The sequence below is a fragment of the Candidatus Mycobacterium methanotrophicum genome (assembly GCF_023515995.1).
Taxonomy (GTDB): domain Bacteria; phylum Actinomycetota; class Actinomycetes; order Mycobacteriales; family Mycobacteriaceae; genus Mycobacterium; species Mycobacterium methanotrophicum.
The window spans coordinates 246,748-263,809 of record NZ_CP097321.1; the positions used below are offsets into that span (position 1 = coordinate 246,748).

The window sequence follows — 17,062 nt, forward strand, 5'->3', positions numbered from 1 at the left end:
GGGACCACCGGCGTGTCGCGCCGGTGGCTGCTCGATTACTGGGTCGGATCGCTTCATGTCAATCGATGTGAAGGAGGTCCGCTGAATGTATCGGGAGGTTTCGGTGATCGAGGTACGTGAGCTGTTGCGGGTGTGGATGTCAGGGGTCGGCTTGCGCCGGGTGGCTTCATTGGCCGGGGCGGACCGCAAGACCGCACGCGACTATACGAACGCGGCGGTGTTGGCGGGGCTGGATCGTGGCGGTGATCTGGATCAGCTCACCGACGAGTTGATCGGCGCGGTGATCGAGGCGGTGCGTCCGGGCCGGCCGGATGGCCACGGGCAGACGTGGGAAGTGTTGCGCGCCAACCATGATCAGATCGTCAAGTGGGTGGAAGAGGGTCTGACGGTAGTCAAGATCTGCGATTTGTTGGCGCGGCGTGGCATCATGGTGCCGCAGCGGACCCTGCACCGGTGCTGCACGCAGTGCACCGGCTATCGGGGCCGCGGGGCCGCTGGCACGGTGCCGGTGACCGACGGTGAGCCTGGTGTGGAGTGCCAGATCGGCTTCGGCCGGATGGGCAAGGTCTTCGACGCCGAATCGGGGCGCAACCCGGTGGTGCACGCGCTGATCTTCACCGCGGTCTACTCGCGGCACATGTTCGTGTGGCTGACGTTCACCCAGACGCTAGAAGCGATCATCGCCGGCTGTGAGGCGGCCTGGGCATTCTTCGATGGCGTCTTCAAGGTGTTGATCCCGGATAACATGACACCTATTGTGCCCAAGGCGGATTCAACCGACCCGCAGTTCAGTATAGGGTGGACGGAGTACTCGCAAGCCCGCGGATTTTTCACCGACCCGGCCAGGGCGGCCCACCCGTGCGACTATCCCGAGGATTTGGTTATCCCGAGTGTCCGGCGTTGATGCAGGTCGAAGCCGTCTGTAGTGACGTTTTCTCAGTAATTTCCGCGTTGGAGAGTCGATAGTACGATCGCGGCGGCAACAACTGCGCCAATCCTGGTTGGGCACAGGCGGATTCGACGGAGGCAGCGCCAACGCTGTTTGAGTTCGGCGTTGGCGCGTTCACCGATGGCACGCGCCGCGGTGAGCAGCATGTTGTAGCTCTGATTCTCCACGGCCAGGCCGCGGCCCTTGACCGGAGTGTGCACCCCGATCCCCGCTCCTTCGTAGCCCTTGTCGGCCAGCGTCGGCACCCCGTCGGCCGCGGACTTGTACAGCGCGCCCAGGCAGTGCGCGCGGGCGGCGGTGATGTCGTGCACGCTGCCCGGCTCGACCTCGCTCGACCACACCGGGAACCCGCCCGGGTCGGCCAGTATCTGCACATTGACGTTTTCTCAGTAATTTCCGCGTTGGAGAGTCGATAGTACGATCGCGGCGGCAACAACTGCGCCAATCCTGGTTGGGCACAGGCGGATTCGACGGAGGCAGCGCCAACGCTGTTTGAGTTCGGCGTTGGCGCGTTCACCGATGGCACGCGCCGCGGTGAGCAGCATGTTGTAGCTCTGATTCTCCACGGCCAGGCCGCGGCCCTTGACCGGAGTGTGCACCCCGATCCCCGCTCCTTCGTAGCCCTTGTCGGCCAGCGTCGGCACCCCGTCGGCCGCGGACTTGTACAGCGCGCCCAGGCAGTGCGCGCGGGCGGCGGTGATGTCGTGCACGCTGCCCGGCTCGACCTCGCTCGACCACACCGGGAACCCGCCCGGGTCGGCCAGTATCTGCACATTGCCGCCCTGGGTTTTGTGCTTGCCCGAATACCACCGGTGATGGCCGGCCTCGTTGCGCTCGTCCACCCGGTCGATGGCGATCAGCGTCCCGTCCAGCGTCACGTGCGACCACTGTTCGGCCTTGGCCCGGTCGAGCACTTCGTGCAGGTCAGGAGCTTGTTCGGCGATCACGTCGATCGCCTCGTGCAGATAGCGGTAGCTGGTGGAGATCGGCAGCCCGGCCTCCATCGCCAACAACCGGATCGGGGCGTCGTCGCGGAACCACCGCAGCACCAGCTTGGCCTGCGTGCGCACCGTACCCGACCGCCGCCCGGCCCGCGTTCTGATCTCGCGCCGGTGAACGTGCAGCAGCGCGGTCACATGCAGCAGGGTTTCCTCCGGCACGTCGCAGATGGCAGAGTAGGTGAACACGTGGGGTCCTTTGCAGCGGAGCGGGTTTCCTCGTCGAAACCGAATCCTTGAGCAAGGACCCCACGCCCAGCCACTACGACACGCCTGAAACTCCAGTCACAACAAACTCACAAGCCCCAAGTGAGAAAACCTCATTGCCGCCCTGGGTTTTGTGCTTGCCCGAATACCACCGGTGATGGCCGGCCTCGTTGCGCTCGTCCACCCGGTCGATGGCGATCAGCGTCCCGTCCAGCGTCACGTGCGACCACTGTTCGGCCTTGGCCCGGTCGAGCACTTCGTGCAGGTCAGGAGCTTGTTCGGCGATCACGTCGATCGCCTCGTGCAGATAGCGGTAGCTGGTGGAGATCGGCAGCCCGGCCTCCATCGCCAACAACCGGATCGGGGCGTCGTCGCGGAACCACCGCAGCACCAGCTTGGCCTGCGTGCGCACCGTACCCGACCGCCGCCCGGCCCGCGTTCTGATCTCGCGCCGGTGAACGTGCAGCAGCGCGGTCACATGCAGCAGGGTTTCCTCCGGCACGTCGCAGATGGCAGAGTAGGTGAACACGTGGGGTCCTTTGCAGCGGAGCGGGTTTCCTCGTCGAAACCGAATCCTTGAGCAAGGACCCCACGCCCAGCCACTACGACACGCCGAAAACTCCAGTCACACCAGACTCACGAGCCCCAAGTGAGAAAACCTCAGTACGGATTCCTCGGGATAACTATTCGTGCTTACGCTGCCCGTCTCTGTCGTGTATCTGGAGAGGAGCAGCAAATGAGCGGATCTGTGGGCGGGGTGATCGGGCGGGCAGACGACGTGGTTGCCGGGCTGGGGCATGCGTCGTCGACGTTGTGGCAGTACCGGTGGGCGTGGTCGCAGTTCGAGTCGTTCTGTTCACGCGAGGGCACGGACGAGGTCACGGACGACGTCGTCGCGTCTTTCTTACGGTTCGTGGCCGAGGAGCACCGGCAGGGGCGGATCAAGGATTGGAAACGCAAGCTGCTGCGCAAGTCGGCGTTGGTGCTGGCCGAGGTGGCGGTGACGGGTTCGTACCGGTGGCGGCAGTCGCGCCGGTCGCACCCGAATGACGTGCTGAACGTTGCGTTCCGGCCGGTTCAGGAGCAGTTCGAGGCGTGGCTCGATCATCGCAGGCTGGCGGCGGCGACGCGGGAGCTGTATGCGACGGTGTCCCGCACGGTGTTGGCCTGGCTGCCCGAGCGTGGTGTGTCCGCTATCGAGGGCCTCTCGCGCGCGGACGTATCGGCTGCGGTGGTGTTTCTCGGCAGTCGCTACCAGGTGGGGAGCATGCGGACCGTGGTGTCGGCGTTGCGGGTGCTGTGCCGCTTCTTGGAGGATGCCGGCTGCCGTGCGGGACTGTCCGCGGCGGTGCCAGCGATGTTCGCTCGGCGTCGCAGGTCGGTGGCGGTGCTGGCCGTTGATCGGATCGAGCAGCTGGTCAACTCCCCGGATCCGGCCACGGGGCAAGGGCTTTGCGACCGGGCGTTGCTGCTGTTGGCGGCCAGGACGGGTCTGCGCCCCGTCGACATCGTGGGTCTGCGCCTGGGTGATATTGATTGGCGGCAGGGACAGATCACCCTGACCCAGCACAAGACCGGGACGGTGTTGACGCTGCCGCTGCTGGCCGATGTCGGTGACGCGATCGCCGGCTACCTGTTGTACGGCAGGCCCGCCGGTGCCGCCGACGAGCACATGTTCCTGCGAACCAAGGCGCCGTTCACCGCCCTGTCACCGGTCAACGATCTGTATCACGTCGCGGCCCGGGCCTTTGCCCGCACCCGGATCCCTGCGCAGGGCGGCGCGGGCCACGGTTTTCGCGTGCTGCGAGCATCGCTGGCGACCCGGATGCTCGAAGGCGACACACCGCTGCCGGTGATATCCGGCGCTCTGGGGCATCGGGGAATCGACTCTGCCAAGCACTATCTCGCCGCGGACGAGGAACGCATGCGGGCCTGCTGCCTGGACTTCACGGGCCTCGAACCGTCGGCGATGTCATGACCGGGTTCATCAGCGGCCTGGCCGCCCCCATCAGCAGCCTGCTGTTGAGCGACGCTGTGGGTGAGCACGACGGGGTCGTGGCGCGTCACGTGAGTTGAGGACGGTCCGGACTGGGGGGGTGTCGGGCGGGTCGGGCGTGAGTGGTGGCGTCACCGCGAGGACGGCCGGTCTACGGTTCGGGTGATCTTGAAAGTCGACGGCCCTTCCCACGGGCTTTGGCAGGACTGCGGGAAGGGCCGTCCGAATACGCCCGGAGGCGCAGTGCTCAGTGTAGGAGCAGATCCCGTTGTGGTTGAACGCCAGTTGTGCTCGGGCGGGCTGGGGTGCCCGCAGTGCGGGGGGCGGCTGGCGCCGTGGGGGCACATGCCGCGCCACGGTTTGTGCGCCGGGCCGCGGCGGTGGTGGCCCGGATTCGGCCGCGGCGGGCGATCTGTTCGAGCGCGGCAGGCTGTGGCCGCTCGCACGTGTTGTTGCCCCGGCTCTGCCTGGGACGACGGGTCGATCCGGTGGCGGTGATCTGGGCGGCGCTGTTGGCCCGGGCGTCGGGTTGGGGGTGGCGGCGGATCTGTGCGGCGGCGGGTCGCCCGGCCTCGACAGTGCGGGGCTGGCTGTCGCGGTTCGCCGAGCATGCCGAGCCGATCCGGGTGGGGTTCGCGCGGCTGGAACACCTGGCCGACACCGGCGCCCGACATGGTTCGCCTGACACCGGCGGCGAGCCCGCTGGCTGATGCGGTCGCCCAGATCGGGGCGGCGTGCGCGGCGGTGCGCCGCATGGCCGGTTCGGCGGTGTTCGAGGTGTCGGCGGCGGAGTTGGTGGCGGCGTGCTCGGGTGGCTGGCTGTTGGGGATGCGGCCGCCGACGGTCGCGGTGTTGCCGATCGACACAAGCTCGCATCTGTGACTGGCCGCCGTGATGGGTCAGGGTCGACCGCGTCACTGCCGTCGAGCATGGAAAGCGTTGAGGCGTCGAACCAATGCCAACTCCGAAGAAGACACGGGCGGATCGAGCGCGTGATATCGCTCTGTATCGGTACTCGCTGATCCGGCCGCTGGCCGATCCGAACCTGTCTGCGACTGAACGAGGCCGGCTGGTGCGGGATATGGCCGCCCAGGTCCATATCGGGCCGTTCGGGCAGCCGGCGGAGGTGTCGCGGGCCAGCCTGGACCGCTGGATTCGAGCGTGGCGGGCCGGCGGGTTCGACGCGCTGCTCCCAGCGCAGCGCCAGATCACCCCGCGCACCGAGGCTGAGGTGCTGGAGCTGGCGGCGCGGCTCAAGCAGGAACACCCCGCACGCACCGCGGCCCATATCGCCCGCATCATCGCCGCGCAGCAGGGCTGGGCGCCCTCGGCGCGGACCCTGCAACGCCACTTCGCCCGCCTGGAGCTCAACACCCGCGGCGACGGCAACCCGCCGGCGGCGTTCGGCCGGTTCGAGGCCACCGAACCCGACGAGATGTGGATCAGCGACGGCCTGCACGGCCCGATCATCGACGGGAAACGGGCGGTGCTGTTCGCCCTGCTCGACGACCACTCCCGTTTCGTGCCGGGGCATCGGTGGGGCCACGGCGAGGACACCCCGTAATGCCTCATGTAAATATGCCCGCGAAACCTGATCCATGCCTCACGTAGGAATGCCCGCGAAATCAGGGTCAGCTGGCCGTCTTGTTCGTGGTGCGGATGCCGGATCTGACGTCGGGCAGGGCGGCGGGTATAGAGGCGAGGTAGAGCTGCTCGGTCTTGTCCTTGGCGGGTCTGAGCAGGGCAGCCTGCAGGTCGGCGATCTGGCGGGCGATCGCGGCCGGGTTGAGGCTGTGTCGGTAGGTGAGCAGCTCCGATTTCTGCGCCGCTGAGAGGACCCCGGCGGCCAGCAACCGGTCCAGCGGGGTCATGGGCTTGTCGTAGAGCCGGCGGCGTTGACCGTCGCGGCTGCAGCCGTAGCCGATGGGTTTGATGGTGGGGGTCAGGTAGTTGAGCCGGTCGTTGACCAGGTGCCAGAGCCGGTTGAGCACCGCGCGTTCCTCGTCGGTGTCGTAGCGGTAGTAGAGTCCGTATCGGCGCACCAGGTGGTTGTTCTTGGACTCGATCGTGGCCTGATCGTTCTTCTTGTAGGGCCGTGAGCGGGTGAAGAAGATCTCCATCTGCGCCGCCCACTTGATGACAGCCTTGTTCAGGAACTCGGTCCCGTTGTCGACGTCCAAACCGGTTACCTCATAAGGTATTTCATGCACTCCTGCTTTCAGTGCGCCCAGGATGTGGGTGTTGGCGTTGTTGCGCACGGTGCGGGTGAACACCCAGCCGGTATGGACATCGGTGAGGTTGAGGGTGCGGGCGAACTCGCCTTTGAGTGTTGGGCCGCAATGCGCGACCGTATCACCCTCGAAGAAACCGGGTTCGTCTTCTACCTCATCGCCAGCCCTGCGAACCTTGATCGAATTCCGCAGCAGCGGTGAGGGTGTCGTCGTCGAAACACCACTGATCTGGTCCCTGGCCTTCGCCGGCGCCAGATAGCGGTCAATCGTCGCCGCGCTCATCTCCAGCAGCTCGGCACGCACGTCCGGGCTGTAGCGGTCACGACCGAAGGCCAGCTCATCGTGGCGTTGCAGGCCGTCGAGCTGCAAGCGCATCGAAGCAGCCAAATACTTCCCGCACTGCCCACCCGAGGCGGCCCAAACCCTTTGCAGCACCTTGAGCGCGTCGTAGGAAAACTTCACAGCCCTGGGCTTGCGGGGCCGCTTCGCCACATTGCGCCCCGGCCCCGGTGGCCGCTTTGCCGCTGCCGTGAGCCTGCGGCGGGCGTTGTCGCGCGACCAGCCCGTCACCTCAACGATCTGGTCCAGAATCTGCCCCCTGTTCTTCTTCGAGGCCTTCACATACGCCTTGGCGTACCTGGTGGTGATCTCGGCACGAGACGTCATCGACAACCCACATTCCATGCCTAACGACGGTCACCGTTTCGCGGGCATTCTTATGTGAGGCACCGAGGGTGTTTCGCGGGCACTTTTCGTGAGTCAAGTCGCACCCTGGGCATGCAGGCCGCGCTGCACGACGCGGTCAAAACCCACGGCTGCCCACGAAACCTATACTGTGACAACGGCTCTGCGTATTCCTCGAATCAACTGGCTTGGTCGGTGGCGGTGCTGGATATCCGGCTGGTGCACAGCAGGCCAGGAAGACCTCAAGGGCGCGGAAAAATCGAGAGATGGAACCGCACCGTGCGCGACCAATTCCTGGTCGAGATCCAAGCCGCCGGCGGAGTCGATTCGCTCGATGAGCTGAACCGGTTGTTCACCGCATGGTGCCACCAGCAGTATCACCGGGCCGTGCATTCCGAAACCGGCGCCACCCCCGCAGCGCGCTACCACGCCGAAGGCCGCACCCACCCACCCCGACCGGATACCGCGCTGCTGCGGCGGGCATTTTTGTGGCGTGAGCAGCGCAGAGTCACCGCCACCGCCACGGTTTCACTGCACGGCAACCGCTATCAGGTCGACGCCGCTCTGGTCGGGCGCGTCGTGGACCTGCTGTTCACCCCGTTCGACCTGACCATCATCGACGTCGAATACCAGGGCAAGACGATGGGCCGGGCCGTACCGCACACCATCGGCCGCCACACCCACCCCGCGGTCAAACCCAGCGCCACCGCCCCCGCCGAAGCCACCGGAATCGACTACCTGCACCTACTCGAACAAGCACACCAAGCCGACGTGGGCCAGGCGATCAACTACCTCGCCCTGGCCGGCGACGACCCCGAACCAACCCAACACAACCAGGATGACCAGGAAAACACCTGACCCACAACACCATTCACCTCAACCACCGGGCCAGCCCCGGGGAACGGACCACCACCATGCTCGACAAAATTCAATCCTATTTCGGCTTCACCACCATGCCCTTTGGCCGCGCACTGGCACCGGGCATGCTGTTCCGCAGCGGTGATCACGCCCAAGCCGCCGCCCGCATCGGCTACGGCATCGCCACCCGCGGCATCACCGTGATCACCGGCGAAGTCGGCGTCGGCAAGACCGTCGCCGCCCGAGCGGCGATCGACCGCGCCGAACCGGCCCGCCACCACCTGATCTACATCCCCGACCCCACCGTCGGCGCCCGCGGCATCCACCACCACATCGTCTCCGCGCTCGGCGGGCGGCCCAGCTTCCACAACGCCTCCCTGGTCCCGCAAGCCCGCGACACCCTGGCCGCCGAAGCAGCCGAACGCGGTCGTGTTCCCATCGTGTGCATCGACGAAGCCCATCTGCTCTGCCACGATGCCCTCGAAGCACTACGACTGCCCACCAACCACCGCCTCGACACCGAATCCCCGTTCGCCACCATCCTTCTCGGCCAACCCACCTTCGCCGCCAAAATGGCGCTGGGCACCCTGGCCGCACTCGAACAACGCATCACCGTGCGCCGCACCATGACCGGCATGACCAGCGAAGAGACCGCCGGCTACCTACGCCACCACCTCCAACTGGCGGGCCGATCCGATCCGCTATTCACCGACGACGCCATCGCGCTCATCCACCAATCCAGCCGCGGCAAACCCCGCGGTATCAACCGGCTCGCCATCGCAGCCCTCATCGCCGCCTGCACCGCCGACAAGAACCTCATCGACGAGGCCAGCGCCCGAACCGCGGTCACCGAAACCAACCACGACCTCCAGCCCGCGACACCGTGACCACCACCGCGACACCGCGACCACCGACAGCCCCGCCCGACACCACCAGGAGGGGTCGAATCACACCCAAACCAGCCTCAACGACAGTGACGCCACCATGTGCAAGATCAGTGACGCGCAACACCTGCTCGAACTCAAACACGCGATCGGCCTGCCCTATCAGACCTCCGAGCGGCACCTACGCGCCTTCGACGCGATGTGCGCGCGGGACTATCCCGGGCAGGACGTGCTGACCCGCCAGATGGTGATGGCATGGGCCGCAGGCCGGCCCGGCGAGCACGTCAACGGCCAGATGCGGCGGATCACCCCGGTTCGGCAGCTGGCCAAACACATGGCGGGCCTCGGCGCGGCCGCGTACGTCATCCCGCCCGGCATACCCGGCAAGCAAGTCCGCTACCGGCCGCACATCTTCACCCATGACCAGCTGCGGGCGATCTTCGACGCCGCCGACCGCATCCAGGCCAGCCCATTCGGTGGCCGGCGGCACCTGATCATCCCGGTGATCTTCCGGATGATCTACTGCCTGGGCCTACGACCGGGCGAGGCCCGCAGGCTGCACCGCAACGACGTCGACCTGGCGCGCGGCACCGTACGGATCCGCGAGTCCAAAGGCCACACCGACCGGCTAGTTTTCATGTCCACCGACCTGCACGACTACTGCCGGCGCTACGACGCCGCGATCAGAGCGTATCTTCCGGATCGGGTGCCGTTCTTCCCGAACCGGCGGGGACAGTTCTATAACCATTCCAGCATCAACTACTGGTTCCACGAACTGTTGAACGCCGCCGACCCAGCCGTCGCGGCCGCCCCAGGGTCGCCGCCGCGGCCCTACGATCTGCGCCACGCCCACGTCATCGAGATCATCAACACGTGGGCCCGCGCCGGGCAAGACCCCGAAGCGCTCGTCCCGTATCTGAGCCTGCACCTGGGGCACGCCAACACTGAGGACACCTGGGTATTACTTCCACCTCGCCGCCGACTTTCACCCCGACCTGCGCGCACTGGCCAACACCGTCATCGAGTCCGTCCTGCCGGAGGCGTCCCATGGCAGCCGATGAGTTCTTCACCCTGGTGCGCAGCTGGCTGACCGTCCACCTTCCCCGTGCGCGCAGGCTCAGCCCGCACACCATCCGCTCCTACAAGACGGCGGTCAACACGCTGCTGACCTACCTCGCCGAGACACGGCAGGTGAAGCTGGCCGAGGTCAGCTTCGAGGTCATCGATCGGGCCACCATCACCGCCTTCACCACATGGCTACTCGACACCCGCAACCTCAGCCCGTCCTCGGCGAACCAGCGGCTGGCCGCCATCAAATCGTTCCTGTGCTACTGCGCGGGAGAGAACCCGGCACTCGTCGCAATCTGGCTGGACGTCAAACAAACCCGACCCGCCCGCACCCCTACCCGCACGCCCGACGCGTTGAGCATGACCGCCGTCGACGCGCTGATCCGAGCACCCAGCCAAAACGGCAGCCGAAACGTCAGGGACACCACCATGATCCTGCTGATGTTCGACGCCGCCGCACGCGTCCAGGAAGTCCTCGACCTGACCGTCGCCGACATCGTCACCACACCGGGAGCCGGCCGCGTGATACTGACCGGGAAAGGCCGAAAGACCCGGGTGGTTCCGATCATGGACAAGACCGGCCGGCACCTCGACCAATACCTGAACCTGTTTCATCCTGGCCGGCGCGACGTCGACGCCTTGTTGTTCTTCACCATCCGGTCCGGGAGGCGCTACCCGATGAGCCAGGACAACGTCGCCTACCTGCTCAACAAGCACGCTGCAACAGCGCGTGCGGCCTGCCCCGAGATCCCCGAACACGTTCACGCCCACCAACTCCGGCATGCCCGCGCCATGCAGATGCTTCGGGCCGGGGTGCCGCTGCCCCACATCAAGGAGTTCCTCGGCCACGCGAACATCGTCACCACCAGCATCTACGCCTCAGCGGACAATCAGATGGTCCGGGACGCAATCCAGAAGGCAGCCAGCACCACACCCGAACCCGCCCCGATCTGGAAAGGAGACGACGCCCTGATCCTGCAACTTGCCGGGCTCAAATAGTTATCCCGAGGAATCCGTACTACAGACGGCTTCGACCTGCATCAACGCCGGACACTCGGGATAACCAAATCCTCGGGATAGTCGCACTAATCCCGAACTCGGGATTAGCGTGACAAACCGCGAGTGGAACGCATGGTCCAGTACGTGCGCGGCAACTTTTTCGCCGGTGAAGATTTCACCGATCTGGCCGACGCCCAGGCCCGAGCGCAAGCGTGGTGTGCCGATAAGGCCGGCCAGCGTATCCACGGCCACCACCTGCGCCCAACCGGCGGTGGTGTTCGCCGAGTGTGAGGCCGCGCTGCTGCTGCCTGCCCCGGTAGCGGTCTACCAGGTGCCGATCTACGGGCACGCCAAGGTCCACCGCGACTACCACATTCAGGTCGGCCGGGCCTTGTATTCAATCCCTGAGCACCTTCGGGGGCAAACGGTTTCGGTTCGCGCTGACGGGGAGTTGGTCAAGGCGTTCCACCGCGGCAAGCTGGTCAAGACCCATCCCCGCCAGCCCGCCGGCGGACGTTGCACCGACCCGGCTGATCTGCCCGCCGACAAGACCGGCTACGCGATGCGGGATCTGACCCGGCTGATCACCACCGCCGCCGGCCACGGGACCGATATCGGCAGCTACGCCGAACGCCTGCTCGACCACCAACTGCCCTGGACGCGGATGCGGCAGGTGTATCGGCTGTTGGGGCTGGTCAAACGATACGGCCCGGCCCCGGTGAACACCGCCTGCGGGCGCGCTTTGGAACTTGATGTGGTCTCGGTGTCCAAGATCGCCGCCATGCTGGCTAAGGCCACCGAGAACACCCCCGCCGAGGCGCCGCGGGCGGCCACCGGGCTCGCGCCGGCCCGGTTCGCCCGCGACCCCAGCGAATACCGCAGCCAAGGCAGACAACGACCCGACTGGCTCAGCGTCATCGACGGCGGCGGCGCCACCCCAACCAGCGGCGACCAGAGCCGGGGGCAGTGATTCATCATGGCGACCAAACCCGTTGTCACCGATCCGATCTCGACTGACCTCAAGCGTGTGATGCGCCAGCTCAAACTCGGGCGGATGCTCGACACCCTGCCCGAGCGGCTCACCCTGGCCCACCAGCAGCGCCTATCGCACGCGGCGTTTTTGGAGCTGGTCCTCGCCGATGAGGCTCACCGCCGGCGACACCAGCTCAGCCGCCCGCCGCGCCCGCGAAGCAGGCCTGGATGCGGCCATGCGCCCCAACTCCTGGGACGAGTCCGCCGCGGTGCGCTACGACCGCGCCCTGTGGACCGACCTGACCAGCCTGCGGTTTCTCGACGGCCCGCACGGCGCCCTGCTTCTGGGTCCCGTTGGGGTAGGCAAAACGCACCTGGCCACCACGCTCGGGCACATCGCCGTGCGCCGGCGCATCCCCACCTTGATGCTGCGCGCCGATGCAATGTTCAAGCGACTCAAAGCATCCCGACTCGACAACAGCACCGAAGCCCAGATGCGCCGCCTGGCCCAAATCCGGCTGCTGCTAATCGACGACTTCGCTCTGCAGCCCATGGACGTCACCGCGACCGCCGACTTCTACGAGCTTGTCGTGGCCCGCCACCAACGCGGCTCGACCGTGCTCACCTCCAACCGCAGCCCCGATAAAGCGCACTTGTTCGCGCGAACCTGTGCGGAAGTGGCGTCGAAACGTGACACGTTCGCACTTATCAGGGTTCAGCGAGCTGGTCGGGCAATCGGCCGTCGTCGATGTGATCGGCGAGGTAGATCATCGCTCCTTCCGGTCTCATCCCGAATGCGGCCGCTACGAGTTTCGGGTCGATCGTATTGACCAGGTCGGCCAGTCGGGTGGTGCGCAGCATCTTGGGTGGCAGGCCGCAGGGGTCGAGCAGGTGACTCATGAATGCCTCGGATGCCGGTCGTCGGTCGGCCTTGGTGCCGCGGGTGACGATCACATGTGGGTTGTTCGTGCGCAGGGTGCCGCGGTAATCGAGGGCCCGTTGCAGCGCGGTCCAGCTGACCGGGTCCAGTGGCCACCAGGTGGGGACGTTTGCCGAGGCGGATCGAGCGATCACTCGCGTCAATGTGGTCGATCTCCAGCAACCGCAGCTCACGGCTGGAGGCGCCGTGCAACATGGCAAGGAGTCCGAAGAGGGCCTCGTGCGGGTGCGCCGCGGAGTCGGCGCTCCAGCGGCGCAACAGCGCACGTTGTTGCGTGATGGTGAGGGTGCGGCCACGAAATCCCCTGTACCGCTTGGCCGACATGCCTCGCGTCGGGTCGACGAGCACCACGTGGTGATGGCGCGCGAAACGGAAGAATTGACCCAACACGGTCAGACGTCGGGCCCGGTTGTTCGGCAGCTCGTCGAGGAACGCCTCGATGTCGCCGACGTCCACGAGTGCCCAATCCTGTTTGCCGCGTTGGGTATCGAGGAAGCAGGCCAGATCGCGCACGATCGCCAACGCCGACTCGATGGTGCGGTCTGCGCGGGGCCGGGTGCCCGCACGCCGAGCCCGATCGCGGGCGCGCAGCATGGACTCGGCGAAGGCCGCGACAGCGGCGCGCATCCGGGCTGGTGCGCCGTCGATCCGCTTCTTGCGTCGCCCGGCAGCGAGCCGCTCGGCCTGGTCGGTGGCCATCGCCGTAAGCCTGCGGTCGGTGAAGAACGTCTCCAGGGCACGTGCCAATGACCCCATCGACCGGCCGGGTCGGCGGGCCCGCTCGAGCAGGCTCTGCGGGTGGTTGGGGTGCTCGCCGTCAAGCAGCCGATCCAACGTGGTGATCAGTTTGCACGCCTGGGCCGGGCAGTAATGCGCAGCCAGATACGCGACCAGGTCCTCGAGCCAGTCCGGTGGTTCGGCGAGCCGAGCAGCCAGCGTCTCGCCACGCACGAACGGCCGGTCCGGGTGGCGCTGCCAGCATCGCCCGCACATTCCGTTACCGACATGGCGGCGCAACTCTCCGCAGACCACACAGACCCGGGGCGGATCCTTTGGCGGGCCGGGCCGCGAGCACGAACCACACCACCCGGTGGATTCCCGTAGATAGCCGGGCTTTCCGCAACGCGGACACGGCGACTTCGCGGCGGCGATCGCGGCCCGCTTCCGGCACGGCCGGCACACCACCTCACCGCGGAACCGGATCGGCCCGCCGCATTCGCGGCAGCGGCGCGTGCACAGCACGCACCGGCCCGTCTGCGACAGCAGCACCCTGTCCAGACCGCAGCCCGGGCATCGCGCCTTGGCCGCCTGCGCCCGTAACCGGCGGGTGCACCGCCAGCAGTGCTCGCGGTCGATGTATCCCACCGGCGCTCCGCAGTCGATGCAGTCTCGTTGTCGTTTCCCCATGAGCCACAACCTGTTCCGAAGCTCTGGGGGTTACATCGGCGGCATCGACCGGCCCCGCGCGGTAGCGGTCTTCAGCTCCGATGCGACCGGACGCGGCGGCGCCGCGGGCTGTTCGACAGGGGTGGTATCGATCTCGAACAGGTCGTCCGGGGTGCAGTCCAGCGCGGTGCACAACGCGATCAGCGTCGAGAGCTTGATCTGGCTGGGCTCCTTGGTCAACAGCGCCGACACCGATGCCGCCGACAACTCCAGACCCGCTCGCTCGGCCAGCAGCCGCCGCAGCTCGGTGCCGGTCCACACCTCACGTTGGGCCGCGGCCATGCGCAGCCGCCATCGAATCTTCATACCGTTCCGTCCTCTCCGCTCAGCTCGGCCAGCGTCGAGGTGACAGCGCGCCGGTAGGCGTCCTCGATGAAGGTCGCCGACGGCCGCTCTGGCGACATCAGGTATTGCAACTGTCGGAATGCCTCTCTTTAGCGGTATGTTCGGCGGCTGATTTCGGCGGCGTAGTCGGTCCAGTCGCCTGCGGAGGCGCGTTGCCAGGCTGCGGCGACGCTGATGTGGATGCCGAGCATCCGGGCCAGCACCGCGGCGGGCAGCTCGGTGGCGAGCTGGAACAGCGCGGCGGATCGGGCTCGGCTGGCGTGGATGCCGAGTTCGCGGAGCCGTTCGGCCATGCGGAAAGCGCTGAGGTGACGTCCCGGCTGCCCACCCGGGAACAGCCACGGCGTGGCCTGACGGCTGCCGACGACAGCGTGGGCAGATCGTGTCGCGACGAGGCAGCGGATGAGCTGGTCCAGCGGGGCGGGGATCAGGATCGGGTCGCGACCCAGTCGAAGCCGTACTTGCTCGTTGGTCAGCTGGACGTCATCGATGGTGAGTTGGCTGATGGTTGAGGCGGTTTGGGCGTAGAGAAGCACCAGCAGCCCGGCGACTCGGTCCGCGGTGTCGATGGTGTCGTCGTGGAGCAGCCAGCGGGCTTGTTCCCAGCGGGTTTCGGTGTCGATAACCCCTGTGGGGCCGTCCCATCGTTGGGCGGCGTGGTCGAGTTGGGTGAGTTTGTGTCGGCGGGCCCAGCGGACGAAGTTGCCGCTGTCGCGGCGATCGCCGGGTGCAGCGGTGGTCAGCCAGCGGTCCAGGTCGCCTTGCCTGGCGGTGGCTAGCGTCAGGTCGTGTGCCACGAGCCAATCGAATAGGGCGGCAGCGGACTTGATGGAGCGTTTGGCGGCGCGGGCCTGCCCGTAGGTGGTGTCGCCGTCGCCGATACGGCTACGCAGCCGACGGATGACGTGCCAGACGGCGTAGCGGTGCAGGAGGCTTCGTTCCTCGGGATCGGTGCGGCTGGTGATGAGTTCGGCGGTCCAGCGCTGCAGCCTGAGCATCTGTTCGTCGCGGTGCGGCAGGGTGCCGATGGCGACCAGCACGCTGCGTAGATGCTCGACCGGCTTACCTATGGGCAGTTCGTCGAGCGTTTCGTGCGACAGGACACGCTGTCCGGCCTGGAGTTGCCGCAGAATGGTCGGCCCACCGCCGCGGTCGAGCCAGGCCGCGAGCGTATTCGGGCGTTCGGTCGCGGTCAGCGCCTCGAAGAGCTCACACAGGTCGGGTCGGATGTGGCCGTGGGCGTCGCCGAGTAGCTCACGCAGCCGCTGGTGCAGATTGCATCGGGTGCACCGGTTGGTGTGCAGGCGGCCGGGTTGGCCGCATCCGGGGCAACTGCGCCAGAATCCGGGCTCGTCCCTGGCGCATTCGGCGCAGCGTGGGTCGTCGAGGGTGCCGCCACGGATCGGCCGCGTCCGGCTGCAGACGGCGCACCGAGCCCAGCGTTTGTGGCAGGTCAGACACCACGGTCTCCCGGTCGCGGCGGACACGGTGCAGGGTCCGTCGTGTCCGCAGATTGAGCAGGTCATCGTCCTCACCGGCCGGCAGACTGCACAGACCGGCCCGCTGTCGGTGCGCACGCTGACCGGTCGCCGACGGTGACATTCGACGCACACCTCCTGGTTGGCTGGGTCTCGGCTCAGGCAGGTCGGACACAGGGGTCGGCCATGTTCGTCGCGGGTGGCAGCCTCGCGGACCGCTCCGCAGCGGGCGCATGGTTGTGCCCGGGACTTGGCGGTGCAGTTACGGCACAACCATTTTCCGCCGATCGGCCGATGCAGCTGAATCACCCGTGCGCAGCCCGGGCAGGCCGGGCGGGTGATCGCGGATGCTCCTGCGTCGCAGAGCCTGTCGATCAGTCGCAGCACGGTCGGCGCCGGCGCCGTCGCGGCGGATCCAGTGAGCAGATCCGGGCGATCCTGCAGCGCCCAGGCCAGGCGGCGCCGTTGCCCGGCTTGCGGCGCCGCCGCAGCCGCCGCGGCGGCGATCACCTCGGCCGACAGTGTCGGATCTGCTTGTGCGACCACGTCGACGATCAGCGGGGTCGGGTCGCGCCCTTCATCAGGCGGGCACTGCGAACACCGCGGTGCTCCGTCGCGATCGCGGCAGCTGACCCGCCGCAGCTGCCCACAGGCCGCACACGGCTCACGGTGAGGGCCGCAGACCCCGCAGTACCAGTGCTCACCGCGACGTTGAACCGTGCGCAGCTCTTTGCCGCACTCGGCGCACATCGGCGCTGAAATCTCCGTTGCACCAGCCTTGTTCAGCGCGATCAGCAGATCAGCGACCGCGCGCGGCGCCGGGGAACGCCCGTCGGCGAACACACCCGGCCGGTCCAACAGTGCCTGGGCAAGCTGGCGCCGCTTGGCCCGCCCACCGGCTACGGCTTCAACAACGCCGGCAACCATGGGGCGGTCCCACTCAGGCTGCTGGCCAAGCACCAGGTCGACAATGACGCCGATCGGATCGGCAACCACCGCGGGCGCAA

At 67.1% G+C, this 17,062-nt stretch carries 16 protein-coding genes and 3 pseudogenes; 12 read left to right on the forward strand and 7 right to left on the reverse strand.

All coding sequences use genetic code 11. The annotated features are described in order from the left end of the window. Positions 1-85 precede the first annotated feature (85 nt). Entirely contained in the window at positions 86-904 is an 819-nt protein-coding gene (locus M5I08_RS25900) for a hypothetical protein (RefSeq protein ID WP_219070581.1), read from the forward strand. Positions 905-936: 32 nt separating this feature from the next. Here the strand turns inward: M5I08_RS25900 and M5I08_RS25905 are convergent. From M5I08_RS25905 to M5I08_RS25915, 3 genes and pseudogenes are all read right to left on the reverse strand, one after another. Then, a pseudogene (locus M5I08_RS25905) lies at positions 937-1,326 on the reverse strand (transposase family protein); the annotation flags it as partial. A gap of 9 nt (positions 1,327-1,335) precedes the next feature. Further along, positions 1,336-2,136, reverse strand: coding sequence for a transposase family protein (locus M5I08_RS25910; RefSeq protein WP_249762759.1), 801 nt, complete (start codon positions 2,134-2,136; stop codon positions 1,336-1,338). 73 nt (positions 2,137-2,209) lie between these two features. Then, positions 2,210-2,683 (reverse strand): hypothetical protein, encoded by a 474-nt coding sequence (locus M5I08_RS25915; RefSeq protein ID WP_249763529.1) that lies wholly within the window; start codon positions 2,681-2,683, stop codon positions 2,210-2,212. 207 nt (positions 2,684-2,890) lie between these two features. On the opposite strand from M5I08_RS25915, the gene M5I08_RS25920 reads away from it, so the two are divergent. The 4 genes from M5I08_RS25920 (at position 2,891) to M5I08_RS25935 (ending at position 5,714) form a co-directional block, all read left to right on the forward strand. After that, positions 2,891-4,132, forward strand: a complete 1,242-nt coding sequence (locus M5I08_RS25920; RefSeq protein ID WP_219070853.1) for a tyrosine-type recombinase/integrase — start codon at positions 2,891-2,893, stop codon at positions 4,130-4,132. A 332-nt stretch (positions 4,133-4,464) separates the two neighbouring features. After that, positions 4,465-4,860: a helix-turn-helix domain-containing protein gene (locus M5I08_RS25925; protein WP_249763530.1), complete on the forward strand. Its 396-nt coding sequence runs from the start codon at positions 4,465-4,467 to the stop codon at positions 4,858-4,860. Beyond that, positions 4,823-5,032, forward strand: coding sequence for a hypothetical protein (locus M5I08_RS25930; protein WP_219070851.1), 210 nt, complete (start codon positions 4,823-4,825; stop codon positions 5,030-5,032). Before M5I08_RS25925 ends, M5I08_RS25930 begins: the two co-directional genes overlap by 38 nt. Before the next feature lie 73 nt (positions 5,033-5,105). Next, positions 5,106-5,714, forward strand: a complete 609-nt coding sequence (locus tag M5I08_RS25935) for a helix-turn-helix domain-containing protein (RefSeq protein ID WP_219070850.1) — start codon at positions 5,106-5,108, stop codon at positions 5,712-5,714. 67 nt (positions 5,715-5,781) lie between these two features. On the opposite strand, the gene M5I08_RS25940 is transcribed toward M5I08_RS25935, so the two are convergent. After that, on the reverse strand, positions 5,782-7,047 hold the full coding sequence (locus M5I08_RS25940) for an integrase catalytic domain-containing protein (protein WP_249763531.1): 1,266 nt from the start codon (positions 7,045-7,047) through the stop codon (positions 5,782-5,784). Positions 7,048-7,158: 111 nt separating this feature from the next. Between M5I08_RS25940 and M5I08_RS25945 the strand changes: the two genes are divergently transcribed. The 7 genes and pseudogenes from M5I08_RS25945 to M5I08_RS25970 form a co-directional block, all read left to right on the forward strand. Beyond that, the gene (locus M5I08_RS25945) at positions 7,159-7,923 is read left to right on the forward strand and encodes a TnsB C-terminal domain-containing protein (RefSeq protein WP_249763532.1); all 765 of its coding nucleotides are present in this window, start codon (positions 7,159-7,161) and stop codon (positions 7,921-7,923) included. 56 nt (positions 7,924-7,979) lie between these two features. Next, on the forward strand, positions 7,980-8,810 hold the full coding sequence (locus tag M5I08_RS25950; RefSeq protein ID WP_219069786.1) for an ExeA family protein: 831 nt from the start codon (positions 7,980-7,982) through the stop codon (positions 8,808-8,810). Between the two features lie 97 nt (positions 8,811-8,907). Further along, positions 8,908-9,897, forward strand: a complete 990-nt coding sequence (locus tag M5I08_RS25955) for a tyrosine-type recombinase/integrase (protein ID WP_219069784.1) — start codon at positions 8,908-8,910, stop codon at positions 9,895-9,897. After that, on the forward strand, positions 9,855-10,874 hold the full coding sequence (locus tag M5I08_RS25960) for a tyrosine-type recombinase/integrase (protein ID WP_219069782.1): 1,020 nt from the start codon (positions 9,855-9,857) through the stop codon (positions 10,872-10,874). The genes M5I08_RS25955 and M5I08_RS25960 overlap by 43 nt, the downstream gene beginning before the upstream one ends. 123 nt (positions 10,875-10,997) lie before the next feature. Then, on the forward strand, positions 10,998-11,165 hold the full coding sequence (locus M5I08_RS27400; protein ID WP_307728259.1) for a hypothetical protein: 168 nt from the start codon (positions 10,998-11,000) through the stop codon (positions 11,163-11,165). After that, the gene (locus tag M5I08_RS25965; protein ID WP_440271483.1) at positions 11,149-11,844 is read left to right on the forward strand and encodes a Mu transposase domain-containing protein; all 696 of its coding nucleotides are present in this window, start codon (positions 11,149-11,151) and stop codon (positions 11,842-11,844) included. Before M5I08_RS27400 ends, M5I08_RS25965 begins: the two co-directional genes overlap by 17 nt. Before the next feature lie 238 nt (positions 11,845-12,082). Then, a pseudogene (locus M5I08_RS25970) lies at positions 12,083-12,436 on the forward strand (ATP-binding protein); the annotation flags it as partial. Positions 12,437-12,554: 118 nt separating this feature from the next. On the opposite strand, the pseudogene M5I08_RS25975 reads toward M5I08_RS25970, so the two are convergent. The 3 genes and pseudogenes from M5I08_RS25975 to M5I08_RS25985 form a co-directional block, all read right to left on the reverse strand. Further along, a pseudogene (locus M5I08_RS25975) lies at positions 12,555-14,193 on the reverse strand (tyrosine-type recombinase/integrase). A 30-nt stretch (positions 14,194-14,223) separates the two neighbouring features. Continuing rightward, positions 14,224-14,538 carry a helix-turn-helix domain-containing protein gene (locus tag M5I08_RS25980; protein ID WP_219069780.1) on the reverse strand — a complete coding sequence of 105 codons (315 nt, stop codon included), beginning with the start codon at positions 14,536-14,538 and terminating at the stop codon, positions 14,224-14,226. A gap of 128 nt (positions 14,539-14,666) precedes the next feature. Continuing rightward, a complete protein-coding gene (locus M5I08_RS25985) occupies positions 14,667-17,051 on the reverse strand; it encodes a hypothetical protein (RefSeq protein ID WP_249763533.1) in 2,385 nt (794 codons plus the stop codon). Positions 17,052-17,062: the final 11 nt, after the last annotated feature.